The organism is Streptomyces sp. HUAS MS02 (assembly GCF_055702265.1).
The window spans coordinates 2137436-2164021 of record NZ_CM146747.1; the positions used below are offsets into that span (position 1 = coordinate 2137436).

Consider the following 26586-nt stretch of genomic DNA (forward strand, 5'->3'; position numbering starts at 1 on the left):
GCGGGGAACTGCGCGACCAGCCCCCACCGGACCCGCAGATGGGGGTCATAGGGGCGCAGCCCCTGGGGATGGGACGGGTAGGGGCGGCGGGGGCGAGGGAATCCCGGGGGTCAGCCCGGGCCGAGGGGCCAGGTTCGCGGCGTGGCGCATTCCGCCCCCACCACCTCCGCCGGAACCAGCGAACCACCCACCCGGCCCGGCACATACACCGGCGCCCCCTCCCCCAGCGGCAACACCCGCACCCGCAGCACCTCCGCACCCACCCGACCGAGCCCGATCTCCCAGACCCGCCCGGAGAAGAACTGGTCGGCGACAAGACGCTCCCCCACGTACGCCCGCGCCACATCACCGGTCCAGTGCAGACGAAGGAGGGCGCCGGGCGGCGGATCGTCCGGCAGGACGATCTCGTACTCGGCGGCCACCGTGTCGAAGTACGCGTCGGCCGGCACACTCGCCCGCCCCAGCACCCCCGTCGTGACCGGAGGTGCCTCACCGGGAGCGCGGACCAGCGTGACCGGCAGCGTGCCATCCGTCCCGCCGGTTCCGCGTCGCCCGTCCTCCTCCTCCGCCGCCACCGCCACCAGCGTGTAGCGGACGAACACCCCGTCCGCCGCCTCCTTCACCGTCGCCCCGGTCACCACCGGAGCCCGCTCCGGTGCGGGCAGGACGGCGAACGACGGCTCCCGGGCCGCGGAGTGGAGGCGTACCTCGTCCGCGTGGGCGTCGAAGACCACACCGCCGTCGGCCGACAGGACCAGCCGCTCGGCACCCCAGGCGGGCCCCCGGTAGGCGGTGCGGGCCGTCGCCGCGTCCAGGACCAGCAGGCCGACCCGGCGGCCGTCGGCCGTGTCGATCTCCACCAGGGCGTCCGTGCCGGGGCGCAGCGCCGTCACCAGGGCCCGGTCGCCCGCGGTCGTGACCTCGGCGCCCGACGGCGCGGACACGGTCGTCACGGTGCGCAGGTCCAGGGCGAGTTCGGGGGCGATGCCGTCGGTCGCGGCCAGGACCAGGATCGTACGGCCGCGGCCGTCGTCGACGGTGCAGACGGGTTGCGCGGTGGCCCAGTCGAGCCGCAGCCCGGCCACGTCCAGCCGCAACGGCCAGCAGAAATAGGCCCCTTGGGGAACGGTGACGGGTGCGCTCGGCAGCGACAGCATCCCGCCGCCCCCGGGGAACTCCACCTCGAAGGACGTGTCCGGGCGGTCCGGCAGCGGCTCGTGCGGCTGGTGGTTGTTGACGAAGAGGAAGCCGGAGCGGTCGTCGGCGCGGACCGCCCAGCGCAGTGTCTCCCGGTCGTCCTGGCCCACGGGGAGCGACTCGGGCAGGACGGACTCCATCGGGGCGATCAGTTCGCCGAAGTCGGCCAGCATCAGGTGCTGGAGGCGGAGTTCGTCGTAGGAGGGGCGGTACTGGCCGTACTCGCCGAGGGGGGCCTGGAAGTCGTAGCTGAGGCGGGGGAGGTCGTTGGGATAGCCGGTGGCGTGGGATTCCTGGAGGGGGGTGAGGTCGCCCGGCGGGTTGGTGCCGCCGTGGAACATGTAGTAGCCCTGCCAGACCGAGCCGCAGCCGATCTTGGTGAGGCCGAGGGCGCCGACGTCGGCGGCCTCGACACGCGGACGACGGTGGTACGCCACCGCCATGCCGCCGCCCAACTCGCAGGTGGCCCAGGGGAATCGGTCCGCCGACGCCTCCGGGTCGCCGCCCCGCACCGCCGTCGGGCGCAGGTCCGCGCCGATGCCCTCGTCGTCCCGCTGGTGGGTGAAGAAGAAGTGCTTGCGGCAGGAGTCGGGCCAGCCGCCGTCCGCCTCGGTCCAGAAGGCCTCGGGGTAGCCGCCGTAGAGGGGGACGAGTTCGTCCGGCGGCAGCCGCACCCCGCCCCAGGCGGTCGACGTCCACAGGGGTGCCGCCAGACCGGCCTCCTGGGCCATACGTTTCAGGGTGAGCAGATGGTCCGGCTGGTCGTACAGCTCGTTCTCGATCTGGATGGCGACGATCGGGCCGCCGTCGGCCCGGCCCAGGCCCCGGAGCTGCTCGGCGACGGCCGTGTACCAGGTGCGGACGGGGGCGAGGTAGGCCGGGTCGTCGGTGCGCGGGGCGTCCGTGCGGGCCAGCACCCAGTCGGGCAGGCCTCCGTTGCGTACCTCGGCGTGCACCCAGGGGCCGATGCGGGGCACGAAGTCCAGGCCGTGGCGGGCGCAGAGTTCGGCGAAGCGGCGCAGGTCGCGGTCGCCGTCGAACCGGACGCGGCCCTCGCGCTCCTCGTGGTGGATCCAGATGACGTACGCGGCGACGACCGTCACCCCGCCCGCCTTCATCTTCAGCAGTTCCTCCTCCCACTCCCCCGCCGGGTAGCGGGAGTAGTGGAACTCGCCGGAGACGGGGAACCAGGGGCGGCCGCCCCGCGTGAGCAGCCGGCTGCCGACCTCGATGGGGTCGGGCACGCCGGGCGCGTCGGCGAAGGGCAGGTGGCCCCGCCTCGACGGGGCGCCGGTCCCTCGGAGGCGCACGCGGTGCGGCCGCGTCATCAGGGCTTCACCGGCCCCAGGTCGGGCGTGTCCGTGAACTCCGCGCGCGTACTGGTCGTGGCGTTGAGCTCCAGCAGGACCAGGTCGTTGGCGCCGGGGCGCAGGACGGGGCCGGGGACGTACAGGGTGCGCTGGGGGCCCCGGTTCCAGTAGCGGCCGAGGTGGAAGCCGTTGATCCAGGCCTGGCCCTTGGTCCAGCCGGGCAGCGACAGGAAGGTGTCGGCGGGGGTGCCGACGTCGAAGGTGCCGTGGTGGAAGGCGGGGACGGTGACCGGGGTCGCGTCGGCGGCCGCGAAGGGGACCGTGGACAGGTCGGCCAGCGGGAGGCGGTGGGTGTCCCAGCCGAGCAGGGCGGTGCCGTTGAAGGTGACCGGGCCGAGGAGTCCCTTGGCGGCGCCGATGCGGGGGCCGTAGTTGACGCCGCCCATGTTCTCGACCAGCACGTCGAGCGTGGCACCGGGGCGCGGCACGCGCAGCGGCAGCGTCTCGTCGTGGCGTTCGCGTTCCAGTACGCCGACGGGGGCGCCGTCCACGAAGACCTGGGCACGGTCGCCGACCCCGCCGCTGAAGTGCAGCAGGCCGTCGCCCGCCTCGGGAAGGGTGGTGCGGTACAGGGCGTAACCGGAGCGCTGGCCGAACTCCTCCATGGTGAGCGGGTGTTCGCTGCGTCCCACGGCGGCGCCCGCGAGCGTGGTCGCGTACGGCAGCAGGGGTGCCCGGCGGTCCAGCTCCACGGTGATGCCGGAGAGTCTGGGCGCGGGTGCCGGGACCGGCTCGTCCGGGACCGGGGCGTGGCGGGCGATCACCTCGCGGAAGGCGTGGTACTTGGGGCCCGGGTCGCCGGACTCGGTGAGGGCGGCGTCGTAGTCGTAGGAGGTGACGATCGGGGCGTAGCACTGGTCGTGGTTGGCGCCGTTGGTGAAGCCGAAGTTGGTGCCGCCGTGGAACATGTAGATGTTGACGGAGGCCCCGGCGGCCAGCAGTTTGTCGAGGTCGGCGGCGGCGCTCTCCGCGTCCCGCACGTGGTGCTCCTCGCCCCAGTGGTCGAACCAGCCGATCCAGAACTCCGAGCACATCAGCGGCCCTTCGGGCATGTGGGCCCGCAGCGCCGTCAGGTTCTCGTCGATCCTGCCGCCGAAGGTGGCGGTGGACAGGACGCCGGGCAGGCTCCCGGCGGCCAGGTGGTGGGCGGAGCCCGCCTGGTCACACGTGAACAGCAGTTCCTCGACCCCGCGCGACCGCAGCGCCTGGTGCACGTGCTTGAGGTAGGCGGTGTCGTCGCCGTACGCCCCGTACTCGTTCTCGACCTGGACGGCGATGACCGGGCCGCCGTTCGCGGCCATGTACGGCAGCAGCGGGGGCAGCAGGATGTCGAGGTAGCGGTCGAGGGCGTCGGTGAAGCGGGGGTCGCTGGAGCGCAGCCGGATGTCGGTGTCCGAGGTGAGCCACGAGGGCAGACCGCCGCCGTCCCACTCGGCGCAGATGTACGGGCCGGGGCGCAGCAGGACGTGCAGGCCCTCCTCGCGGGCGAGCCGCAGATAGCGGGGCAGGTCCAGCAGGCCGTCCAGGACGAGGTCGCTGTCGGGGTCGGGCTGGTGGAGGTTCCAGGGGACGTACGTCTCCACGGTGTTGAGGCCCATCAGCCGGGCCTTGCGCAGCCGGTCGGCCCACAGGTCGGGGTGGATGCGGAAGTAGTGCATCGCGCCGGAGATGATCCGGAACGGTTCACCGTCGAGGAGGAAACCGTCGGACGACGTGGTCAGAGCGGGCGAGCGCAAGGCTGTTTCCCTTCGGCTGGGACGTGCGGGGAGGGTGGTGGGAAGCGACTGGGGCTACGGCGAACCGGAGCCGGAGCGGGTGGCCCGGATGAGCCAGAGGGTGGCCGCCAGGCACACGGCCGAGACCGCGCCGAGCAGCAGGGGGACCGCGCGGACGCCGGACCACTCGATGGCCTTGCCGAGTGCCGGGCCCGCCGCCACTCCGCCGACCATGGAGGCGGCGATGACGAGTGCTCCGGCCCGGCGGGCGCGCGGTGCGGCCGCGTTCAGCCAGGGCAGGCCGGTGGGGAAGATCGGCGCGATGAACAGGCCGACGCCGGCGTAGGCGTAGGGGGCGAGTGAGGGCACCGAGGCCAGCAGCAGGCAGATCGTCATACCGGCGCAGGAGACGGTGATGATCGTCTGGGGGGAGTGGCGCAGGGCGATGGGGGCGACCAGGAAACGGCCGACCGTCATCATCAGCCAGTACACGGCGGTGGCGGTCGCGGCGGCCCCGGCGCCGTATCCGACCGTCTCCAGGTGGGTGGGTTCCCAGCCGCCGACGCCCGCCTCGATGCCGACGTGCAGGACGTAGAGGGTGACGAACACCGCGAGCACCGAGCCCAGGCTGCGGCCGAGCACCGAGCCGCCCGCCGTCGCGTCCGCCCCCGCGCCGGGAGCGCGGGCCGCGTCCGGTGCGATGGTCGTGGCGGGTGCGGCGGAGACCGGCGGGGGCACCTGGTCGCGTACGCCCCGCAGGCAGAGCAGGAGGGGCAGGTTGGCGGCGGCGAAGGCGAGGAAGAGCGCCGGGTAGTGCTCGGCGCCGACGGCGGCGATCAGGGCGGGGCCGAGGATCGCGCCGACGCCGAAGTGGGCGTTGAGGATGTTCAGCATCGCGGTCGAGCGGTGGCCGAAGCCGACGGCGAAGAGCTGGTTGAGGCCGTAGTCGATGCCGCCGAACCCGAGACCGGCGAGCAGGGCGGCCACCAGTCCGGCGGGCCAGTTCGGGGCGAGCGCGAAGCCCGCCGCGCCGAGGGCCATCAGCAGGTAGGAGGCACCCAGGATCCGCCGGTTGCCCATGCGGCCGAAGAGCCGGTCGAAGAGCAGCACGCCGACGACACCGCCGATGAAGTGGGCGCTCAGCCCCAGCCCGGCGGCCGACGGCGACAGGTCATGGGCGTCACGGAAGGCGGGGATGGCGGGGCCGTACAGCGCCTGCAGCGCGCCGATGAGGACGAAGCCGACACAGGAAGCGACCACGGCGGCAGGGCTGAACACCCTCGTCTCCAGGGCCGGTCGGATGTGCTTCACCTCTTGCGCGGTCGGTGTGTCGGGCACGCGGGACTCCGCCTCTCCGTGTGGGCCCTCGCAGTGTTACCGGTAACATCACCGACGTCAAGATTGCCCGCGAGCCTGGATGACCGAGCGGTGCGGGCGCGTCGGGCGGGGCCTGTGGGGCGCTGGTGGGGGGCGAGGCGGGCGGAGCCCAGGGGACGCCGGTGGGGGCGCGCGCGTTCCGCCGGGGCCCGAGGGAAAGCGGGTGGTCGCCGGAGTCGGCCACGTGCTTCCATGCCGCGGTGAAGAGCGAGAAGGCAGTCGGGGAGAAGGGACGGCAACCGACCGGATCGCCGTGATCAGCCGCCTCTTCGTCGCCCCGTCGGCCCGTGGCCGGGGAATCGGGGCGACGCTCCTCACCCGGGCGGCTTCCGAGGCACGGGAGCGCGGACTGCACCCGGTGCTCGACGTGGTGGCGTCCGACACCGCGGCGGCGGCCCTGTACGAACGGCTCGGCCGGCGCCTGCCGGCCACGGTCGAGCAACGGTGTGGCCCGGACCGGACGGTGGCCGTTCGCTGTTACGCGGCGGCACCCTGATCGCGCCCTCGTCCCGCCCGCTCCCGTCGACCCGGAGCGGAGGGGCGGGGCGGGCGCGCCCGGGGGCGGGTGCCGGGCGCGCCCTGCGGGAGGGAGCCGGTCAGCAGATGGTCTGGGCGCTGTTGACCAGGCGGTTGTTGCGGAAGGTGGTGTTCTCGCCGCAGGGGCTCTCCCTGATGGACGAGTTGGTGACCGTCAGGTTCTGCACGGTGATGTCACGGTTGTTGGCGAACTCCGACCGTGCAGCGAGCCGGATCTCGCCCCCGCCGGAGACCGTGCCGCTCTGGGCTGCCAAATTCACGTTGTAGCAGTTCTCGATCAGGATCGCGTTGTTGCCGGTGTTGGTGAGGTTGATCCGGTCGATGACCGCGCCACCGCTCTCGGAGACACAGAAGACACCGCGTCCGCCGCCGCGCGCGATCACCTCGCCGACCCGGATGTTGGTCGGATACGCGCTGCCCACCCGGCCGTTGCGGTTGGCCATACGGAACGCCGCGTACCCGGTGCCGGCGCCCGCGCCGTCCGCGTCGACCTTGGTGACCGTGGCGTTGATCGTCTGGTTGAGGAGCAGCCCCGACTCGCCCACGTTCCGGGCGGTCACCGTCCCGACGGTGAGCCCGTCGACGCCGTACGTCTCGACCGCGTGGCTGCTCGCGCCCGACACGTACACGTTGTCGATCCTGACGTTGCGCGTCCACTGGCTGGTGTCGCCACGGTTGTCGATCCGTACGCCGAGGCCGCGCGAGAGGCGCATGTCGAGCTGGCCGAGGACGACGTTCTGGACGTTGCGCAGGAAGATCCCGTACAGCGGCGTGCCGGTGAGGTTGAGGTGCTGGACCTCGATGTCACGGGTGCCCCGGGAGTGGACCGGCGCCTGGTCGCCCGAGCCCGTGCCGGTGACGTTGATCGTGCCGCACACGTCGAGCACGGTGTAGCTCGGCAGCGAGACCCGGGAGCCCGCCCCGATGGACCCGGAGCCGCGCACGACGACCCGTTCCTTCGAAGTGCGCCCGGAGGTGAGGCTGTTGACGGCGGCCTGCATCGCCGCGCGCATGTCGGTTCCGGTGTACGTGACCGTGCTGCCGCGCCGGGCGGTCCAGGTACTGCCGCTGAGCACGGCCTCGGCCTGGTACGAGCCCTCGCCGCACGCCGCCGCCACGCGCGCCTCGGCGACCGGGGCCGCGTCCAGTTCCGGAGCCGGACTCGTGGGCCCGGTCAGCGCGGCGGCACCGGTGAGCAGGGCGGTCGCACAGGCGGCGGTGAGGAGGGCGCGGGATCGGGTGTGGGTGCGGGATCGGGTGCGGGTGTGGCGGGGGGTCGGACGTACGGCGTCGCCGAGGGCGTCGGCGGGTGTGGGGGCTGTGGGCGTGGTCATGGTCGTGGGGGCTGCGGCTCTGCGTCCCATCTCGGCTTCTCCTGTGGGGGGTTCGGCCCGCCTGCCGCGCGGTCACCGTCCGTCGCGTCCTTCTCGTCGAACTCGTCGAACTCGTTTCGGCAGGCGATTCCCAGGGCGGGCCGCGAGTGTGGCAAGCGCTTTCCACGGGAGTCAAGGGGTCGAGCCGAAGCCGGAGCTCCCGTGTGACTCTAGGTAACTCGCGGCCTCACGTATGGTCATGAGCACGAGAAAGATACGAGATACGAGATATCAGGAGGGGCAGTTGGCGCTGGAGCCGGTCCGGTTCGCGGTGCTGGGGTCGGTCCGCGTGGAGCGGGCGGGGGTGGAACCGGCACCGGGTCCTCCTCAAGAGCGGGCGTTGCTGGGGCTGTTGCTCGTGCGGGCAGGACAGCCTGTGACGGTGAGTGAGATCGTCGAGGTGCTGTGGGGCGGGCGACCGCCGGCCAGCGCGGTGAACGTGGTCCGCCGTCATGTGGGGTCGCTGCGGCGGCTGCTGGAGCCGGGGCTGCCCAACCGTGCCGCCGGACAGTGGCTGATACGGGACGCCGGCGGATACCGGCTCCTGGTCGACGCCGACTCCCTCGATCTGCTGCGGTTCCGCGAGCTGCGGGACGAGGCGCGTCGGATCGCCGCCGACCCGCGCGGGTCGGCGGCACGGGTCGTGGAACTGCTCACCGAGGCCCTGGCACTCTGGCGGGGACCGGCCGGAGCCGGGCTGCCCGCCGAGGTGCGGGAGCGCGCCGGTTTCGCGGCGGTCGACCGTGAACGGGCGGCGGCCGTGCGGGAGGCGGCCGACGCGGCGCTGCGGGCCGGCACCCCGGCCGTCGTACTGCCCCTGCTCCAGGAGGCCGTGAGCGACGACCCGCTGGACGAACCCCTGCTGGCCCGGCTCGTCCGCACGCTGGCCGCCACCGGGTACGAGGAGCGGGCGCTGAGCACCTACCGGTCCGCCCGCGCGAGGCTCGCCGAGGAGTTGGGCATCGACCCGGGGCCCGAACTCCGCGACGCGCACCGGGCGGTCCTGCACGGCGCCGGGCTGGTCGAGGGCACGTCGTACGGGGGGCCTCGGCGGGAGGAGGCGTCGTACGGCGGCCGTCGGCGCGGCGGGGGCGGTGGCGGAGGCACGGACGGTCCGCACGCCGGCGCGTGGCCGGAGGGCGAGCCCGCCGAGGAGGTGCCACGCGAAGGCGGCGGTCCGGACGACTCCGGTGCGTACGACGGTGGTTCGCCGAAGCCCGCTCCCTCCGGTGCGGAGGACGCCGCCGCCCGCATCGACCCACGGCCGTCGGCTTCCGCCGCACCCATGACCAAGGCCCCCGCCCCGGCCCCAGCCGCGCCCCCGCCCTCGACCCCGACCCCGACCCCGGCCCCGGCCCCGGCCCCGGCCCCGGCCCCACAGACTGCCCCGACCACCGTCCCCGCCCAACTCCCGCACGACCTGCCGACGTTCACCGGCCGTCGCGCCGAGCTGGACCAGGTCCTGGCGCTCCTCACCGGGGACGGCGACAGCGGTGCCGACAGTGACAGCGGTGGCGACGGCGGCACCGGTGGCACCGGTGGCACCGGCGGTGATCACGCCCACCCCGCCGGCACCGTCGTGATCAGCGCCATCGGCGGGATGGCCGGCATCGGGAAGACCACGCTCGCCGTGCACTGGGCCCATCGGGTCGCGGACCGTTTCCCGGACGGCCAGCTCTACGTCAACCTCAGGGGGTTCGCTCCCTCGGGCGGGGTGATGAGCGCCGGAGAAGCCGTACGGATCTTCCTCGACGCGCTGGGCGTACCCCCGGAACGCGTGCCGCACGGTGTCGACGCCCAGTCGGCGCTGTACCGCGGCCTGTTGGCGGGCCGGCGGTTCCTGGTACTGCTGGACAACGCCCGGGACACCGAGCAGGTGCGGCCGTTGCTGCCCGGGACGCCCGGCTGCCTGACCATCGTGACCAGCCGCAACCAGCTCACGGGCCTGGTCTCCGCGCACGGCGCGCACACGCTGGCGTTGCGTCCGCTGGACGCCACGCAGGCCCGGTCGTTCCTCGAACGCAGACTGGGGGCCGGGCGGCTCGCGGGCCAGGAACGGGCGGCGGCGGAGATCGCGGCACTGTGCGGGGGACTGCCGCTGGCGCTGGCCTGTGTCGCGGCACGGGCCGCCACGCACCCGGACTTCCCGCTGTCGGCGATCGCGGCGGAGCTGCGCGCGGCGCACGGCAGTCTGGACGCGTTCAGCCGGACGGACGCGGCCGCGAACGTCGGGGCGGTGTTCTCGTGGTCGCTGGGGGCCGTGTCGGCCGAGGCGGCGCTCCTCTTCCCGCTGCTCGCGCTGCATCCCGGCCCGGACTTCTCGGCGGCGGCGACGGCGTCGCTCGCCCGGCTGTCCGTGCGCCGCGCACGGTCACTCCTGGCCGAGCTGGCCGACGTCCACCTCGTGGGCGAGCCCGCGCCCGGCCGTTACGCCCTGCACGACCTGCTGCGCGCCCACGCGACCGAACTCCTGGAGGAGCAGCACCCGACCGAACTCTCGGAGGTACCTCACCCGGCCGAACGCCCCAAGGAACAGCCCCCGACCGAACGCCCGGAGGATCAACACCCGACCGAACGCCCGGAGGATCAACACCCGACCGAACGCCCGGAGGATCAGCACCCGGCCGGACACCCGGAGGATCAGCACCCGGCCGAACGCCCCAAGGAGCAGCACCCGGCCGTACAGCCGGAGGGAAACGCGCAGGCAGGACACCCGGAGGTCGCGCGGGAGGCGGCCACCGAGCGGCTGTACGCGTACTACCTGCACACCGCGCACTCCGCCGAGCCACTGCTCGCCCCGCACGCGGATCCCATGCCGCCGGGGCCGCCGCCGCCCGGCGTCCACGCCGAACCGCTGGCCGACCATCCGCGGGCGCTGGCCTGGCTGACGGCCGAGTACCCGACGCTGCTGGCCGTCGTCGGGGCGGCGGCCAGGTCCGGCCGCGACCGGGTGGCGTGCCTGCTCGCCTGGTCGCTGGAGCCGTACTTCGACCGGCGAGGGCACTGGCACGACTGGACGACCGTCCAACGGATCGCGCTCGACGCGGCGCTGCGGACGGCGGACCCCGTGTGGGAGGCCAGGGGTCTGCGCGCGCTGGCCCGGGCGGAGAGCCGGCTCGGTCTGCACGGGTCGGCCCGGCTCCGTCTGGACCGCGCGCTGGCGCTCTTCACCGACGCTGGCGACACCGTCGGGCGGGCCGACACCCATCGCAGCCTCGGCTGGACCCACGACCAGGAGGGGGACCTGCCCGGCGCCCTCCGTCACAACCGGCTGGCCATGGAGCTCTTCCGGGACAGCGGCCGCCGCGCCGCGTACGCGAGTGTCCTCAACTCCGTCGGCTGGTACCACGCGCTGCTCGGCGAGCACCAGGAGGCGCTGAGCCACTGCCATCGAGCCCTGACCCTGCTCCAGGAACTCGGCGACCGCTACGGCGAGGCCGCGACCTGGCACACCATCGCGTACGTCCACCACCACCTGGGGCGCCACCCGAACGCCCTCCTCGGCTACGGCCACGCGCTCGCCCTCTACCGGGAGTTGGGCGTTCCCTACCTGGAGGCCTGCACGCTCGTCCACATCGGGGACACCCATGCCGCGATGAGCGACCACGCCGGCGCCGACGAGGCACGGCAGCAGGCCCTCACCCTCCTCATCACCCTCGGCCACCCGGACGCCGACCAGGTGCGGGCCCTGCTCACCACGAGCGAGCGCACCACGTGACCGACGCCGTACGGCACCGCCCCCTCGGCCCACAGGCGGAGTCGCTGAGGTTCGACGTGCTGGGGCCGCTCCGGGTGCGTCGGGGTGAGGAGGAACTCGACCTCGGGTTCCCCCAACAGCGCGCGTTGCTGGGCCTGTTGGTCGTACGCGTGGGCCAGGTGGTGCCTTTGCATGACGCCGTCGACGTACTGTGGCCGCGACGGGCGCCCGCGAGTGCGCGGAACGTGGTGCGCCGGTACGCCGGTTCGCTGCGGCGCCTGCTCGAACCCGGGCTACCGCCCCGGGCACCCGGACGACGGCTGCTGCGCCGCCCCGGGGGCTATCTGCTGGAGGCCGACGAGGACGACGTCGACCTGCTGCGCTTCCGCGCGCTCACCAAGCGGGGCAAACGAGCCGCGGCCACCGGGCGGTCGGAGGCGGCGGCGGGGTACTTCCTGGACGCGCTGCGCGAGTGGCGGGGGCCGGTGGCGAGGGGGATCCCCGCCGTCGTCCGGGAGCACGCCGTGTTCGGCGAAGTGGAACGCGAGTTGCTCCGCACGACCAGGATGGCCGCCGACGCGGCGCTCCTGTGCGGGAGGAGCGAGCAGGTGCTGCCCCGGCTGCGCCAGGCCCTCGAACTGGACCCGCTGGACGAGTCGTTGCACGCCGCGCTCGTCATGGCCCTGGCGGCGTCGGGTCTCCAGGCAGAGGCGCTGACCGCGTACGAGCGCGTACGACGCCTGCTGGCCGACGAGTTGGGCGTGACGCCGGGCACGCACCTGACCTCGGCCCACACGAGGGTGCTCCGCCAGGAGTGGACCACGCCCGACGTGACTCCACCTCACACCCCCGCACCGCCACCACCTACGACGCAGCCTCGACCGGCCACGCCGCCACGGTCGGCAGACGGATCGCCGCGAGCCGTTCCGGACGTACCACTCACGCGGCTGCCGCCCCCTCCCCCCGTCTTCGTCGGCAGACGGGCCGAACTCCGTCGTCTGGCGGAACTCACGGACGGCGAGAGGACCGACGAGGAGACCGAAAAGGAGACCAAGGAGGAGACCAAGGAGGAAATCACACGACCGGCCGGCCTTTCCGGAAGGGCGCCGACCACCGTGCTGATCAGCGGGATGCCCGGGATCGGCAAGACGGCACTCGCGGTGCGCTGGGCGCACACGGTGGCCGAGCGCTTCCCCGACGGCCGACTCCACCTCGGGCTGCGGGGGTTCCACCCGGTGGAGCCCCCGCTGGAGCCGGCCGCGGCGCTGCGCGCGCTCCTCACCGCGCTCGGGGTGCCGCCCGCGCGCCTGCCGAGCGGCACGGACTCGCTCGCCGGGCTGTACCGGAGCCTGCTGGCCGGCCGGCGCCTGCTGGTGGTGCTGGACGACGCGGCCGACACCGAGCAGGTACGGCCGCTACTGCCCGCGTCGCCCGGCTCGCTGACCCTGGTCACCAGCCGCAACGGCCTCTCCGGCCTCATCGCCTCGGGCGCCCACCCCCTCCGCCTGGACCTGCCGTCGACGGCGGACGCCCGAACCACACTGACGGCCCACCTCGGCCACGCCGGCCCACCGCCCGGGCCGGAACCGGAGACGAAGACGGAGGCGGAGAGGGGGACGGAGGCCGAGGCGGAGGCGGTCGACGAGATCGTGAGCCGGAGCGGCCGACTGCCACTCGCCCTGGCAATCATCGCGGCCCGCGCCACCCACCGGCCGTTCCCTTCCCCCGAACCCGAACCCGAACCCGAACCCGTCCTCCCCCTCGCGAACCTCGCGCCCCTCGGACCCCTCGCGAACCTCGTCGCCGAACTACAACAAACCCCGCGCGTACTCGACGCGTTCATCGCGCCCGGCGGCGCACCCGACCTCCGCGCCGTCCTCACCCGCTCCTACCGTCGCCTTCCGCCGGAGCAGGCCCGGCTGTTCCGTCTGCTGTCCCTGCACCCGGGCCCCGACCTGGACGCCGAGACGGCGGCGGCCCTGGCCGGACTCCCGATCCGGCGGGCCCGGCAGGTCCTTGACGGCCTGGCCGACGCGCACCTCGTCGTAGAACGCTCGCCCGGCCGCTACACCCAGCACGAGCTGCTGCGCATCCTCGCCGCCGATCTGACCGACGCGTACGACAGCCCTTTGGACGAGTAAGTCCGAACCCACGCCTGCGCGCCGTGCGGGTGCATCACCGCGATCGTTCCGTTTACAGAACGTTCCGTTTGTGGAACGCTAGTCGCGTCACGGGCAACGCATCACCGGCGCGGTAGGGGCGGAAAGCCATGGAACTGGCCCAGGAGGTGGGCGAGCGGCTGCGCCGTCTGCGCCAGGACAGCGGCCTGTCGCTGTCGGAACTGGCCCGCCGCTCCGGCGTCGGCAAGGGCACGCTCTCGGAACTGGAGACGGGCCGACGCAATCCGACCCTGGAGACGCTGTACGCGCTGACCACGGCCCTCGATGCGCCGCTGAGCACGGTCGTCGGCCCCGCCCCGGTGCAGGGCGCGGCGGTGCATGCGGTGCTGACGGACCGCGTGCAGGACACGGCTGCGGTGTCGGAGGTGTATCGCATCCGCATTCAGAGCGGCGCGGTGCAGCGCTCGGCCGCTCATGTGCCGGGCACGGAGGAGCACTTGCTGGTCCTCAGCGGCACGGCCCGGGTTGGCCCCGCCTCCGCCCCGCTCGAGGTCGGCCCGGGCGGCCACGCCCGGTGGGCGGCGGATGTACCGCATCTGTACGAGGCGGTGGGGAGGGATGTGGAGGGGGTGTTGGTGGTGCGCCACCCGGCGGAATGAGACGCCCGCACCGTACCGTCCTGCGCGGCATCGACCACCGCTGATCGGTTGCGGGATCCACCGCTGCCGCAGGAGGCCGACATTGTCCAGTCCCATGAGCCCGGGTCTGATGGTCGGTCCGACAAGGGCAGGAACAGTCAGACCTGCCGGCCGCCACTGGGTGGCGGCCGCATGCAAAGTCCAGCTACATCATCGCGAGACAGGATGATCCCGGTACATGCCTATACGAGTCGCACGCCCAGACGAACTACCTGCCCTCGTCCACCACTCCGACCAGCCCGAGCGCAATGCCGGGACGGCCGCCTACCTCACCGACCTGCTTGCCAAGAAGTGCACCCGGCCGGAGTGGTGCCTGGTCGCGGAGGACGAGGCCGGTCGGCTCACCGCGGCCACCGCGCTGTGGACCCTCCCCGGGAACGACGTCCCGATGGCCCTCGTGCTCCTTGAAACACCGTGGGACGAACCCGGCCTGGCCACCGGCCGGGCACTGCTGGCCGAGGCCGTCGCCCTGGCCGACTCGCTCGGCGCCACGGAGTTGGAGCACGTCATCGACTCGCCGACGCAGCCGCCGCAGTACCAGGCGGAGCCGGAACGGCGCGCCGAGCTTCTCCGTGTGGCGGGCTTCGAGCGGGCCCGTGACGGTCGCCGCTTCCGCCTCCGCTCCGGGGCAGAACTCACTTCGCATGATGACCGATTGACCTGGCGTTCCCTGCCCAGTCTGGGCCGTGAGCCGTTCATCGCTCTCCTCGCCGAGGCGCTGCCGACCAGCGCCGACGCCCAACTCGCTGCCGAGGTCGCCCGGCATGGCGCCCGGCGTGCGGCGGAGGGCCTCCTCGCGGACATGGAGGAGTTCTCGTACGAGCCCTCGTGGTGGGAACTCGGCTACGCTCCGGACGGCACGCCGGCTGCCGTCAGCCTCCCCGCCCGAAACGCCTCGACCGCGGTGATCGGCCTGGTGGCCGTGTCTCCCGCCTGCCGCGGCAACGGCTACGCGACGGCGGTGGTGGCCCGCGGCACGCGGCTGCTGGTCGAAGCGGGCGCCGAGGAGATCCGCGGCGACTGCGACGCGGCCAACACCGCCATGATCATGGCTTTCGAGCGGGCAGGCTACGAGAACTTCGCCGACCGCCAGGAGTTCACCCGCCGGTTGTGAGCGGGGGCCGCGACCGCGCCGTAACGAATGCTGAGCGGCCCCTTCCCACATCGAGACCCTTCCGACCGCCCTGCACGTGAAGATCGACGACGAGACGAGCTGACGGGACCACGACGGCTGGACAGGCCCTGACGTCCGAGACGCACCGGCTGCGCTACGCCGGCAAGCACCTCACCGAGATGCGTCGCTCAGCGCATCCTCGCGATGGCCGCCGCGATGTGGCACGACAACGCAACCAAAGCCCCGATCACCCGGTCACCGATCGCCTATGACCACTGACCGGAGATCGGACTTACGCGTCCGGAAACCGGTGCCGGCCACCGTCACTTCACGGTCACTCTTTTTTCACATCTCCCTTCCTAGGCTCCGGGTGAATCCACTGCACGGTGTGCCCGAACGGCCTGGGAGGTAGGCACAGATGACGAGGTCCGACATCGGCACCATCGCCCCGACGGGTCTCCGCACCATCACCCCGGCGGGTCTCCGCATCACCGTCCTCGGCGGGGACGCCGCCGTGCTGCCCGGGGAGGGACGGCCGGGAGTCGGGGCGTACCGGCTGACCGCGCGGGCCGGGGGCGCGTACCTGTTCGTGGGGCTGCGTGGGACCCGGGTGCCGTCGGCCGCACGGATCCCGGATCTCTCGCTCCACCCGGGCGACATCTGCTTCTACGACGCGAACCACCCGCCGCTACTGGACTTCCCCGAGCACTGCCGCCTCAAGGTCTTCCTGGTCGCGCGCGAGGAACTCGGGCTGGAGGACGGCGGCGACGACCTGCGGCGCGTCGTCGCGCACCCGGTGGCCCGGTCCTCCCGGCTGGGAACCCTGCTGTCGCCGTTCCTGTCCGAGCTGGCCGACACGGCGATCCCGGCGATCCCGGCGGTCTCGGCGGTCTCGGCGGTCTCGGCGGAGCCACCGGTCGGCGAGATGCTCGCCCGGAACGCCGTGAACCTGCTGGCCACGCTGGCCGCGGAGCAGTTGGGCCGAGCCCGCACCGGTGCGCAAGGCGCCGACCGGGGGGACACGCCGGTCGGCCGTTCGCCGCTGATGGCGCGGGTCCTGCGGTACATCGACGCGCATCTGGCCGACGCGGACCTGTCGCCCGAGGTGATCGCGGGGGCCCATCACATCTCGGTGCGCTATCTGCACCGGCTCTTCCAGGACGAGGGGACGTCCGTGGGCCGCTGGGTGCAGCGCCGCCGCCTGGAGGAGTGCCGGCGCGACCTCGTGCTCGGCGTCCGCAACCGCCGGACCATCGCCTCGGTCGCCGGCCGCTGGGGCTTCCTCAGCGCGACCCACTTCAGCCGGGTCTTCCGGGCGGCTTACGGCATGTCGCCGAGCGAGTGGCGGGACTCGGCGGGGCAGGCCCCGCCGAACGGCCGGGTCACACGGCTCCACAACCGTTAGCCCCGCCCGCGCCGACGGGACCGGCCCTCGCTCAGCGCGTCGGACGTCCCCCCTGGTCCGGCGGCGCGCCTCGTTCGTCCGCACAGCGCACGGGGCCCCGAGGCCGCCCATGTCGTGCGCTCCCGGACCGGCTTCGGTGCGCTGGTGGGCCATTCGGCGGCCGCTACCCGGCCTAGCGTGCTGGCCGTGGCGCCGCCCGTGCGACCCACGACCGCGCGCCGCCCGCGTGCGCCACCGAACCGAGCGCGGCCCGTTACGACACCTCGAAGCGAGCGCGCCCGCACGTCATCACGACCCATCGGGAGAACCACATGTCCGACACCCCCGAACCGACCCGCCCGGTCCTGGAACCGGCGGCCGCCGCCTTCGCCGAGGCCACCGCCAACCCGCCCTTCCTCTTCGAACTGCCGCCCGCCGAAGGCCGGAAGGCGGTCGACGAGGTGCAGTCGGGCGCGATCGCGAAGCCGGAGATCGACGAGGAGTGGATCACCGTCTCCGGCGGCCCCACGGGCAGTGTCCGGGCCCGGATCGTCCGGCCCGCCGGGGCCGAGGGCGTGCTGCCCGTGATCCTCTACATCCACGGCGCGGGCTGGGTGTTCGGCAACGCCCACACCCACGACCGGCTGGTGCGCGAGCTGGCCGTGGGCGCGGGGGCCGCGGTCGTCTTCCCCGAGTACGACCTCTCCCCCGAGGCCCGCTACCCGGTCGCCATCGAGCAGAACTACGCGGTCGCGAAGTGGGTCGTCGAGCAGGGCTCCTCCAAGGACCTGGACGGGGCCCGGCTGGCGGTGGCCGGTGACTCGGTCGGCGGCAACATGACCGCCGCGCTGACCCTGATGGCCAAGCAGCGCGGTGACGTCCCGCTGGTCCAGCAGGTGCTGTTCTACCCGGTGACGGACGCGGCCTTCGACACCGGCTCCTACCACCAGTTCGCCACGGGCTACTTCCTGCGCCGCGACGGCATGCAGTGGTTCTGGGACCAGTACACGACCGACGAGGCCGAGCGCGCCCAGATCACCGCGTCCCCGCTGCGGGCGAGCGTCGACCAGCTCACGGACCTGCCCCCGGCCCTCGTGATCACCGGTGAGGCCGACGTCCTGCGCGACGAGGGCGAGGCGTACGCGAACAAGCTGCGCGAGGCCGGTGTGGCGGTGACCGCCGTGCGCTTCCAGGGGATCATCCACGACTTCGTCATGCTGAACGCCCTGCGCGAGACCCACGCGGCCGAGGCCGCGATCACCCTGGCCACGACGACCCTGCGCACCGCCCTGCACGCCAAGTAGCCACGCGGACAGCACAGACCACGGACACCGCAGACCAACCGCCCCACAGCCCCACAGCCCCCGGTCGCCCGACACACAGCCGACGTCACGCGGTCGACCGGCGGGCCCACAGAACGGAAGGACCCGCACCATGTCTCCCACCCCCACCGTCCTCCTCGTGCACGGCGCCTTCGCCGACGCGTCCAGCTGGGCCGGCGTCGTCGAGGAGCTGCGCGGCCAGGACATCCCGGTCCGCGCGCTGGCGAACCCGCTGCGCGGTCTGGCCTCGGACGCCGCGTACGTCGCGTCGGCGGCGGCCCAGGTCGACGGCCCCGTGATCCTCGTCGGCCACTCCTACGGCGGTGCGATCATCACCGTGGCGGGCGCGGCCGAGAACGTCGTCGGCCTGGTCTACGTCGCCGCGTACGTCCCCGAACAGGGCGAGAGCCTGGGCGAGTTGCAGGACCGCTTCCCGCTGTCCCCGCTGGTCGCCAACCTCGACGAACGGACCTACCCCGTCGAGGGCGCGGACCCCGCCGTGGAGGTCACCATCAAGCCCGAGGCCTTCCCCGGCATCTTCGCCGCCGACGTCCCGGCCGAGGTCACCGAGATCCTCGCCGTCTCCCAACGCCCCCTCTCGACCTCGGTGTTCACGGAGAAGGCCGCCACCGCCGCCTGGCGGACCAAGCCGTCCTGGGCCGTCGTCGCCGACGCGGACGAGGCCATCAACCCCGACGTGCAGCGCTTCGGCGCCAAGCGCGCCGGCGCCACCGTCACCGAGCTGGAGGGCGCCTCGCACGCCGTGGCGGTCTCCCGCCCCAAGGAGGTCGCGGCGGTGATCCGCGAGGCGGTACGCGCCACCGCCTGACGGGCAGGAGAGCCAGGCCGGGAGGCGCAGGGCCCGCCCACGGACACCCGTGGGCGGGCCCCGACACACATCAACTCCCCTTGTGCGGAGCATGGTTGGGCTGATCTTCTAGGGTCCGCAGCGACACGGACGCCCGGTGCGGGCTTCCGTCGAGCGCGGGCAGGCACAGTCGAGCACAGGGGGACCCCATGCCGCGTACCGCGGTCGTCATCGGGGCGAGCATGGGCGGCATGCTCGCCGCCGCGGCTCTGGCCCGGTCCGTCGACGAGGTGATCGTGCTGGAGCGCGACGAGCTTCCGGACGAACCCCGACCGCGCCGAGGGCTTCCGCAGGGCCGCCACGCCCACATCCTCCTGCCCAGCGGCCGTGACGCCATCGACGAACTCGTGCCCGGCGGCAAGGTCCGCGAACGGCTGCTGGCAGCCGGCGCCCGGGAGCGCGGTCTCACCTCCGGCCTGGTCACCCTGGGCCCGCAGGGCTGGTACCGCCGCTCCCGCCACCACGACACCCACCCCCTGCTCATCGCCGGCCGCGACCTGATCGACCGGACCGTACGGGAGGCCGTTCTCGCGAGCACCACCCGCGTCACCGTGCGGCGCGCCTCGGCCACCGGGCTCCTCGGCACCGCCGAGCGCGTCACCGGCGTCCGGTTCACAGCCGGGGGAGAGCGGGGCGGGGGCACGGGGGCAGGCGCGCCCGAGGAGCATCTGCCCGCGGACCTGGTCGTCGACGCGAGCGGACGCGGCACCCGTGTCGAGCACTGGCTCGCGGACCTCGGCATCACGGGCATCCGCAAGGATGTGGTCGACTCCGGACTCGTCTACGCGACCCGCCTCTACCGCACCCCCGTCGGCGCGGCGGACTTCCCCCCGGCGCAGGTGACGGCGGACCCGACGGGCGGCCGGCCCGGCCGGTCGGGCCTCCTCCTCCCGATCGAGGGCGACCGCTGGCTGGTCAGTCTCGCCGGCACGCGGGGCGGCGAACCCACCGCCTCACCGGAGGACTTCGTCCCCTTCGCGCTCGGCCTGCGCCACCCCCTCGTGGGCCGGCTGATCGCCGGCGCCGAACCCCTGACCGACGTGACCCTCAGCCGCAGCACCCGCAACGAACGCCGCTACTTCGAGAAGTCCGAGCGGTGGCCCGAGGGGCTGGTGGCACTCGGGGACGCCGTCGCCACCTACAACCCGGTCTACGGGCAGGGCATGTCGGTGGCCGCGTCAGGCGCGCGCGAGCTGCGCCGGGAACTGGACCGGACCGGCATCGGCGCGCCCGGTCTGGCCCGGCGGGTGCAGCGGGCCGCCGCGAAGACGGTGAACGCGGCGTGGACCATGTCGGTCGGGCAGGACCAGTGGTTCCCGGGGGTGCGGGGCAAGTCCCCCACGCTCGCCGACCGTCTGCTGTCCGCCTACACCGGCCGCATGACGCGCGTGGCCACCGGCTCGTACCGGGTCTCGGCGGCGATGTGCAGAGTGACCACCCTCCAGGCGGACGCCCTCCACCTGCTCCACCCCACCCTCCTCCTGTCCACGGCCCTGGGCCCGCTCCTCCCCCCGCTGTCGGGCCCCCCGCTCACCCCAGAAGAACGGAACATCCTGAACAACCTCGACAAACGCGCCCCGTAAGGGGCGCGGGGCCGTATCGACATGCGGCCCCGCCGCGTGGGCGCGAGAAGCCCCACGACCCGCAGCCAAAGAGCCAAAGAACCAAAGAACCAATCCCTACCAGCCCTTCGCCCGCTCCGCGCGTACCGCCCCCTCGACAACCCCCGCCCGCACCGCCCGAGACATCCGGATCAACGCCGACTGCCCCGTGTCCAGCCCCTGCCCCCCGGCCGTCGCACCCGCACCCGCAGGCCCCGCATGCCCCCCAACGATCCCCACGAGCACATCCAGAGCGGCGAAATCCAAACCGCCCTGAAGGCCCCTCTGACGCGGCCCCCCGACCCGCTCCCGCGTACCCGACATCACGGCCACGGCCACCATCGCCGCGTCCCCGATGGCCTCGGCCTCACCCGCACTGGAGCCGAGGGACAGCGCCTGTCGGTACGCCCGCTCACGGACCGCCTCGTCGAAGTGGACGGACACCTCCCGCAGTCCGTCCCGTATGGCCGTCGTCCGGTGCGTCAGCCGCAGTTCGACGTCGCCGAGGGAACGCCAGGACAGCAGAACGTTCCGTCCGATGCGGCCGGCGCTCCCGGAGCCGACGAGCCGGAAGAGCGGCCCGAGCCGCAGGAAGGCGACCAGACTGTCGACGCGCGGTCCGAGCAGCGGCAGGACATAACCGGCGGAGGTGAGGACCGCGCCGACGGTGACCAGCATCGGCGCCAGCCGCGTGCTCAGCGGATCCCAGTGGTGCCCGGTCCAGCGGCCGACGACGGCCACCATCTTCAGCACGCCGTACGCGCTGGTGCACAGCCACCCGACGGCCAGCACGGCCAGAGCCCGCCGTGTCCAGCCGCTGAGCTGGAAGGTCCAGCGCCAGCACAGGAACGTGGTGGTGAGGGCGGCCGCCAGGTGGGCCACCAGATAGAGGACGATCATCTCGCGGATGAACGGCGTGTTCGCGTAGTACGTGTCGAAGTCGGCGAGGCGCTCGACGGGCGCGTCGCCGACGGCGAAGAGAGCCGTCTGCGCCACGATGACGACGTCGTAGGCGAGCAGCCACCGGCGGGAGACCCGTCGCAGCCGGGCGGGGTCGTCGGCACCGCGCCAGTGCACGATCAGTACGAGGGACGCGGCGGAGAAGGCGTTCACCGCGCCGTAGGCGAGGCAGGCGGCGGCGTTGGGGACCCCGACGAGGCGGTTGACGAGGCCGACGGTGGGCGGGGCGCCGAGGGCGAAGCAGAACCCGGCGAGGAAGATCACGGCGCAGAGCGCGCGTTTCATCGGATCACGCCGGTCGCGCCACAGGCTGGGCATCTGGGCGGCGAAGCCGGTCCACAGGATGGCGGCCGCCAGGAAATACACCAGTCCGTTCACGGTAGGCCCCCCGGCTCGGTCCGAGAGACCTCTCGCGTCAACACCCTTCACACAGTAGTCACGTAGTCAACCCCGGTACCGCCTACGATCAGCTCTCGTCGGCGGTCAGCCTCAGCGAGATGCTGTTGATGCAGTACCGCTGGTCGGTGGGGGTGGCGTACCCCTCGCCCTCGAAGACGTGCCCGAGGTGCGACCCGCACCGGGCGCACCGCACCTCCGTGCGGACCATCCCGTGCGACCTGTCCTGCAGCAGCTCCACCGCGTCGCTGTCCTTCGGGTCGTAGAAGGACGGCCAGCCGCAGTGCGACTCGAACTTCGTGTCGGAGGTGAAGAGTTCGGCACCGCAGGCGCGACAGGAGTAGACGCCCTTGGTCTTGGTGTCGGTGTACTCACCGACGAACGCGGGCTCCGTGCCGGCCTGCCGCAGCACGGCGTACTCGGCCGGCGTCAGCTCCGCACGCCACTGCTCGTCCGGCTTCTCGACGTCGTACGACATGAAGCTCAGCCCCTCAGCTCGAAAGACGGTCCAGGATCCGCGGGCCCAGGTCCGTCACATCACCCGCGCCCATGGTGAGAACGAGATCACCGGGCCTCGCCATTCCCGCGATCGCGGCGGGCACCTCGGCCTTGTCGTGCAGGGCGGTGACGTCCGCGCCCGCGGTCCGGGCCGCGTCGATGATCAGCTCGCTGGTGACCCCCGGGATCGGGTCCTCGCGGGCCGGGTAGATGTCGAGGACGACCGACGCGTCCGCGAGCGCCAGGGACTGCCCCATCTCGGTGCCCAGTTCCTGGGTGCGGGAGAACAGGTGCGGCTGGAAGACCACCAGGATCCGCGCGTCCCCGGCGGCGGCCCGCATGGCCTCCAGGTCGGCGGTCATCTCGGTCGGGTGGTGCGCGTAGGAGTCGATGACCTGCACCCCGGCGGCCTCGCCCTTGAGCTGCAGCCGCCGCTTCACGCCGGTGTAGGCCGCCAGCGCGGGCGCCAGTTCCGCCGCCGGGACGCCGAGGGCGACACCGGCCGCCAGCGCGGCGACGGCGTTGTGCGCGTAGTGCCGTCCGGGCACGGACACGGTGAACGTGATCTCCTGCCCGTCCAGAACCACCGTGACCTCGCTCTTCAGCCCCTGCGCGACGACCGACAGCACGCGTACGTCGGCGTCCTCGCGCTCGCCGTAGGTCACCGTGCGCACCCCGGACAGCCGGGAGGTCAGCTCCCGCGCGCCCTCGTGGTCGGCGGAGATCACCAGTGTGCCCCCGGGCACGATCTTCCCGGCGAACGTCTCGAAGGACTCGTAGATCTCGTCCATGGACGCGTAGTTGGCGTGATGGTCGAGCTCCACGTTGAGGACGATCGCCACCTCGGGCGCGTACTTGTGGAAGCTGCGGTCGCTCTCGTCGGCCTCGGCGACGAAGATCTCCCCGTCGCCGTGCGAGGCGTTCGAGCCGGGTACGTCGAGGTCGCCGCCGATGGCGTACGACGGCCGCAGCCCCAGCTCGCCCAGCGACACCGCGAGCATGGACGTCGTGGTGGTCTTGCCGTGGGTGCCGGCGACGGCGATCGGCCGCAGCCCGTCCATCAGCCGGGCGAGCGCGTCAGACCGGTGGACGACGGGGATCCCGAGCTCGGCGGCGCGGGCCAGCTCGGGGTTGTCGGCGCGGATGGCCGACGAGACGACCACGGCCGTCGCGTCGTCCGCGAGGTGCTCGGCGGCGTGCCCGATGTGCACGGTCGCCCCGAGCGCGCGCAGGGCCTGGGCCGTCTCCGAGTCCTTGGCGTCACTGCCGGCGACCTTGGCCCCCCGCTGCGCGAGGATCTTCGCGATCCCCGACATCCCGGCCCCACCGATCCCGATGAAGTGCGGCCGTTCCATGGCGGTAGGCAGTCCGGGAGCCATGCGTGTTCTCCAAGCGACGGTACGAATGCATCCACGCCCCACAGCAGGCGCGCCCCCCACCCTAGTAGCTACGAACCCCAGGTCCTTTGTGGCTACCCGCCGGCGGCCGCGGCCCCGATCGGCGGCGCAGCCGCCGTCCAGGGGCGCGGGGCTGTGTTGAATTTGCGGCTACCGCCGCGTGGGCGCGACCAGCCACGACGCCCCCGCACCCGACGAAGCACAGCAACCCCTACGGCGCCCCGTGCCCCCTCTACACCCGCGCGTGCGAGAACAGCTTCAGCACCGGCACTCCCACCTTGTGGCGAGCCCGCGAGGCCCAGTCCCGGTGGAAGAACTCCTCCACGTAATGCGGATCGGTCAGCACCAACACCTCATCGGCCGAAACCTCCTCCACCAGCGACTTCAGCGCGTCCAGCGGATGGTCCTCGATCAGCCGCCCCTCCGCCGTGCTCCCGGCCCCCCGCAGTGCCTGCAAGGACACCTCCAGGGCCCGTTCCCCGGCGTCCATCGCCTGCTCCCCCTCCGGCGTCTCCCCCTCCCGCGTCGCCTCGTCCAGCTCACCGAGGGCGAGGTCGTCGATGGCCCGCAGCAACCGGTCGGCCTGATTTCCGCGCGGCTGGAGCAGCACGTGGAAGGAGGCCCGCTCGTCGCCGTGCAGGGTCGTGACGAACTCGACGTCCGCGGACGTCAGAGCCTTCTCGATCATCAATACGCTCGTGAACGACACCACAGGCGCCCTTCTCCTCGGAGGGCCCCGCGGGCCCTCACTCCTCAGAGTTCTAGTGTGCCCGGCGAAAGCTAAACGGAACGGTAGATTCCACCCGCTTTCACGTACGACCGTCCCGCGTTCGCGTACGACGGTAACGACCGAACAGGAACCCGGACTCCTCCAGCAGCGACACCAGGGCGAAGCGCTTGGGCACCGCCACCGAGGGTCCCCCGGCGATCCGTTGCGCGTCCCCGGCCGTGAGCATCGGCGACACCGTCAGACAGAGCTCGTCGAGGACGTCGGCGGCGACGAGCTGACCCAGGACGCGCGGTCCGCCCTCGGTGAGCAGCCGGGTCAGCCCCAGGTCGGCGAGGGCCCGTACGGCGCGGGCCGGTTCGACGCCCATCCCGTCCCCGGCGACCACCACCCGGACCCCCGCCTTCTCGGCGGTGGCGACCCGGTCCGGCGCCGCGGCGGCGCCGGTGAGCAGCAGCGTGGGCGTCAGCGGCGAGGTGAACAGCGGCAGCGAGAAGTCCAGGTCCAGGCTCGCGCTCACCACGGCGACGGCGGGCGCGGGCGTCTGTCCGGCCGCCCGGCGCGCCTCGGCGAACGCCTCCCGCGCGCGTGCCGGGCGGTACCCCTCCTGCCGTACCGTTTCCGCGCCGACGATCACCACGTCCGCGAGCCCCCTCAGCGTGCCGAAGATCCGCATGTCGGCCTCGCTGGAGATCGGCTGCGAGCGCCCGTCGTGCTGGGCGGCGCCGTCGAGGGTGGACACCATGTTGGCGCGCAGCCAGGGCTCCCGCCCGCCGGGCGCGGGCTCGGGGTAGGCGTACGCGGCCGCCAGTTCGTCGAGGCTCCACTCCCGCTCGACGAGGTCCGACGCCCCGGCCGCCGAGGGCCGGCCGTCCCGCGCGCCCGCCGGGCCCTCACCCCCGCCCGCCGTCGGCGCCTCGGCCGCAATCGCCCCACCGGTCGCTTCCGGTGTCCGGGCCGCTGTCTCTTCGGTCACAGGGAACAGGCGTCGCATGTCGTGCAGTGTGGCACGACCCTTAGACTCGGTAACCGTGTCGTCGTCCTCAGCCACTGTGTCCGGATTCGGTTCGATACCCGAAGCGGCTCCCGCGTCCCTGTGCACCCGCGAGCCCCATGTCCCGGCGGACCGGCTCGTCGCCGAGATGGTGCCGCCGCCCCGCTTCGACTCGGTGCGCTTCGACACCTACATCCCGGACCCGAACCAGCCCAGCCAGACCGAGGCCGTCCGTGTCCTGAGCGGTTTCGCGGCGGGCCTCGGCGGCGCGCACGCGACCGGCGCCGGCCGGCGGGGCTTCTTCGGCTTCGGCCGGGCGAAGGGCCCCAAGGTCCCGGCGGGCCCGCGCGGCGTCTATCTGGACGGCGGGTACGGCGTCGGCAAGACGCACCTGCTCGCCTCCCTCTGGCACGCCACCCCGGCCGAGCCCGCCCTCAAGGCCTTCGGCACGTTCGTGGAGCTGACGAACCTGGTCGGCGCCCTCGGTTTCCAGAAGACGGTCCAGACCCTCTCCGGGCACCGCCTGCTGTGCATCGACGAGTTCGAGCTGGACGACCCGGGCGACACGGTCCTGGTGTCGACCCTGCTCGGCAAGCTGGTCGACGCGGGCGTGGCCCTGGCCGCCACCTCGAACACGCTGCCGGGCAAGCTCGGTGAGGGCCGGTTCGCGTCGGCCGACTTCCTGCGCGAGATCCAGGGCCTGTCCGCCCACTTCCGCGCCCTGCGCATCGACGGCGAGGACTACCGCCACCGCGGTCTGCCCGAGGCCCCGGCACCGTACTCCGACGAGGAGGTCACCAAGGCGGCGTACGCCACCGAGGGCGCCTCGCTCGACGACTTCCCGCACCTGCTGGACCATCTCGCGCGCGTCCACCCCAGCCGGTACGGCGCCCTGACGGACGGTCTGAAGGCGGTCTGTCTGACGGACGTCGCGCCGGTGCCGGACCAGTCCACGGCGCTGCGGCTGGTGGTGCTCGCCGACCGGCTGTACGACCGCGAGGTGCCCGTGCTCGCGTCCGGGCTGCCCTTCGACCAGCTGTTCAGCGAGGAGATGCTGAACGGCGGCTACCGCAAGAAGTACTTCCGCGCCATCTCCCGCCTCACCGCCCTCGCGCGCGACGCCAAGCGACTCGCGGAGCACTGAGCGCACCGCCACCGGCCGTAGCCCGACCCAGCGGAACTCCCCCAGGTCAAGGGCCGGTTCCAGCCAATCCTGCCTCGCTTTTCAGGCTCTCTTCAGC

Annotated in this window: 19 protein-coding genes and 1 pseudogene; 11 read left to right on the forward strand and 9 right to left on the reverse strand. The window is 73.1% G+C overall.

Annotated features, from left to right (window positions below):
- Positions 1-110 precede the first annotated feature (110 nt).
- From ACZ9QC_RS09160 to ACZ9QC_RS09170, 3 genes are read right to left on the reverse strand one after another with little or no spacing between them, the layout of a single operon-like run.
- Positions 111-2525, reverse strand: a complete 2415-nt coding sequence (locus ACZ9QC_RS09160) for a beta-galactosidase (RefSeq protein WP_472919703.1) — start codon at positions 2523-2525, stop codon at positions 111-113.
- Entirely contained in the window at positions 2525-4303 is a 1779-nt protein-coding gene (locus ACZ9QC_RS09165; protein ID WP_472919704.1) for a glycoside hydrolase family 35 protein, read from the reverse strand. The genes ACZ9QC_RS09160 and ACZ9QC_RS09165 overlap by 1 nt, the downstream gene beginning before the upstream one ends.
- Before the next feature lie 54 nt (positions 4304-4357).
- Positions 4358-5620 (reverse strand): MFS transporter, encoded by a 1263-nt coding sequence (locus ACZ9QC_RS09170; protein WP_472919705.1) that lies wholly within the window; start codon positions 5618-5620, stop codon positions 4358-4360.
- Positions 5621-5912: 292 nt separating this feature from the next.
- Between ACZ9QC_RS09170 and ACZ9QC_RS09175 the strand changes: the two genes are divergently transcribed.
- The gene (locus ACZ9QC_RS09175; RefSeq protein ID WP_472919706.1) at positions 5913-6155 is read left to right on the forward strand and encodes a GNAT family N-acetyltransferase; all 243 of its coding nucleotides are present in this window, start codon (positions 5913-5915) and stop codon (positions 6153-6155) included.
- A gap of 100 nt (positions 6156-6255) precedes the next feature.
- Here the strand turns inward: ACZ9QC_RS09175 and ACZ9QC_RS09180 are convergent, their stop codons facing one another.
- Entirely contained in the window at positions 6256-7560 is a 1305-nt protein-coding gene (locus ACZ9QC_RS09180; RefSeq protein WP_472919707.1) for a hypothetical protein, read from the reverse strand.
- A gap of 253 nt (positions 7561-7813) precedes the next feature.
- Between ACZ9QC_RS09180 and ACZ9QC_RS09185 the strand changes: the two genes are divergently transcribed.
- The 9 genes and pseudogenes from ACZ9QC_RS09185 to ACZ9QC_RS09225 all read left to right on the forward strand — a co-directional run bounded on the left by ACZ9QC_RS09185 (position 7814) and on the right by ACZ9QC_RS09225 (position 20355).
- Positions 7814-11287, forward strand: coding sequence for an AfsR/SARP family transcriptional regulator (locus ACZ9QC_RS09185; protein WP_472921643.1), 3474 nt, complete (start codon positions 7814-7816; stop codon positions 11285-11287).
- Entirely contained in the window at positions 11284-13407 is a 2124-nt protein-coding gene (locus tag ACZ9QC_RS09190; RefSeq protein ID WP_472919708.1) for an AfsR/SARP family transcriptional regulator, read from the forward strand. Before ACZ9QC_RS09185 ends, ACZ9QC_RS09190 begins: the two co-directional genes overlap by 4 nt.
- 128 nt (positions 13408-13535) lie before the next feature.
- A complete protein-coding gene (locus ACZ9QC_RS09195; protein ID WP_472919709.1) occupies positions 13536-14045 on the forward strand; it encodes a helix-turn-helix domain-containing protein in 510 nt (169 codons plus the stop codon).
- Between the two features lie 217 nt (positions 14046-14262).
- Positions 14263-15198, forward strand: a complete 936-nt coding sequence (locus ACZ9QC_RS09200) for a GNAT family N-acetyltransferase (RefSeq protein ID WP_472919710.1) — start codon at positions 14263-14265, stop codon at positions 15196-15198.
- Between the two features lie 183 nt (positions 15199-15381).
- Positions 15382-15477, forward strand: a pseudogene (locus tag ACZ9QC_RS09205) (IS982 family transposase); the annotation flags it as partial.
- Between the two features lie 139 nt (positions 15478-15616).
- Complete coding sequence (locus ACZ9QC_RS09210) at positions 15617-16603, forward strand: helix-turn-helix domain-containing protein (RefSeq protein ID WP_472919711.1); 987 nt, start codon at positions 15617-15619, stop codon at positions 16601-16603.
- 311 nt (positions 16604-16914) lie between these two features.
- On the forward strand, positions 16915-17886 hold the full coding sequence (locus ACZ9QC_RS09215; RefSeq protein WP_472919712.1) for an alpha/beta hydrolase: 972 nt from the start codon (positions 16915-16917) through the stop codon (positions 17884-17886).
- 130 nt (positions 17887-18016) lie between these two features.
- Entirely contained in the window at positions 18017-18733 is a 717-nt protein-coding gene (locus ACZ9QC_RS09220) for an alpha/beta fold hydrolase (RefSeq protein WP_472919713.1), read from the forward strand.
- A gap of 188 nt (positions 18734-18921) precedes the next feature.
- Positions 18922-20355, forward strand: a complete 1434-nt coding sequence (locus tag ACZ9QC_RS09225; protein ID WP_472919714.1) for an FAD-dependent monooxygenase family protein — start codon at positions 18922-18924, stop codon at positions 20353-20355.
- Positions 20356-20451: 96 nt separating this feature from the next.
- Here ACZ9QC_RS09225 and ACZ9QC_RS09230 read toward each other — a convergent pair whose 3' ends face one another.
- From ACZ9QC_RS09230 to ACZ9QC_RS09250, 5 genes are all read right to left on the reverse strand, one after another.
- Positions 20452-21711 carry an MAB_1171c family putative transporter gene (locus ACZ9QC_RS09230; RefSeq protein ID WP_472919715.1) on the reverse strand — a complete coding sequence of 420 codons (1260 nt, stop codon included), beginning with the start codon at positions 21709-21711 and terminating at the stop codon, positions 20452-20454.
- An 88-nt stretch (positions 21712-21799) separates the two neighbouring features.
- Positions 21800-22207, reverse strand: coding sequence for a peptide-methionine (R)-S-oxide reductase MsrB (msrB, locus tag ACZ9QC_RS09235; protein WP_184900575.1), 408 nt, complete (start codon positions 22205-22207; stop codon positions 21800-21802).
- Between the two features lie 13 nt (positions 22208-22220).
- The gene (murC, locus tag ACZ9QC_RS09240; RefSeq protein WP_472919716.1) at positions 22221-23606 is read right to left on the reverse strand and encodes a UDP-N-acetylmuramate--L-alanine ligase; all 1386 of its coding nucleotides are present in this window, start codon (positions 23604-23606) and stop codon (positions 22221-22223) included.
- Positions 23607-23856: 250 nt separating this feature from the next.
- Positions 23857-24312, reverse strand: a complete 456-nt coding sequence (locus tag ACZ9QC_RS09245; RefSeq protein WP_472919717.1) for an indole-3-glycerol phosphate synthase — start codon at positions 24310-24312, stop codon at positions 23857-23859.
- Positions 24313-24433: 121 nt separating this feature from the next.
- Positions 24434-25345, reverse strand: coding sequence for a pyrimidine reductase family protein (locus ACZ9QC_RS09250; RefSeq protein ID WP_472919718.1), 912 nt, complete (start codon positions 25343-25345; stop codon positions 24434-24436).
- Between ACZ9QC_RS09250 and zapE the strand changes: the two genes are divergently transcribed.
- Positions 25344-26489, forward strand: coding sequence for a cell division protein ZapE (zapE, locus tag ACZ9QC_RS09255; RefSeq protein ID WP_472919719.1), 1146 nt, complete (start codon positions 25344-25346; stop codon positions 26487-26489). The genes ACZ9QC_RS09250 and zapE overlap by 2 nt on opposite strands.
- Positions 26490-26586: the final 97 nt, after the last annotated feature.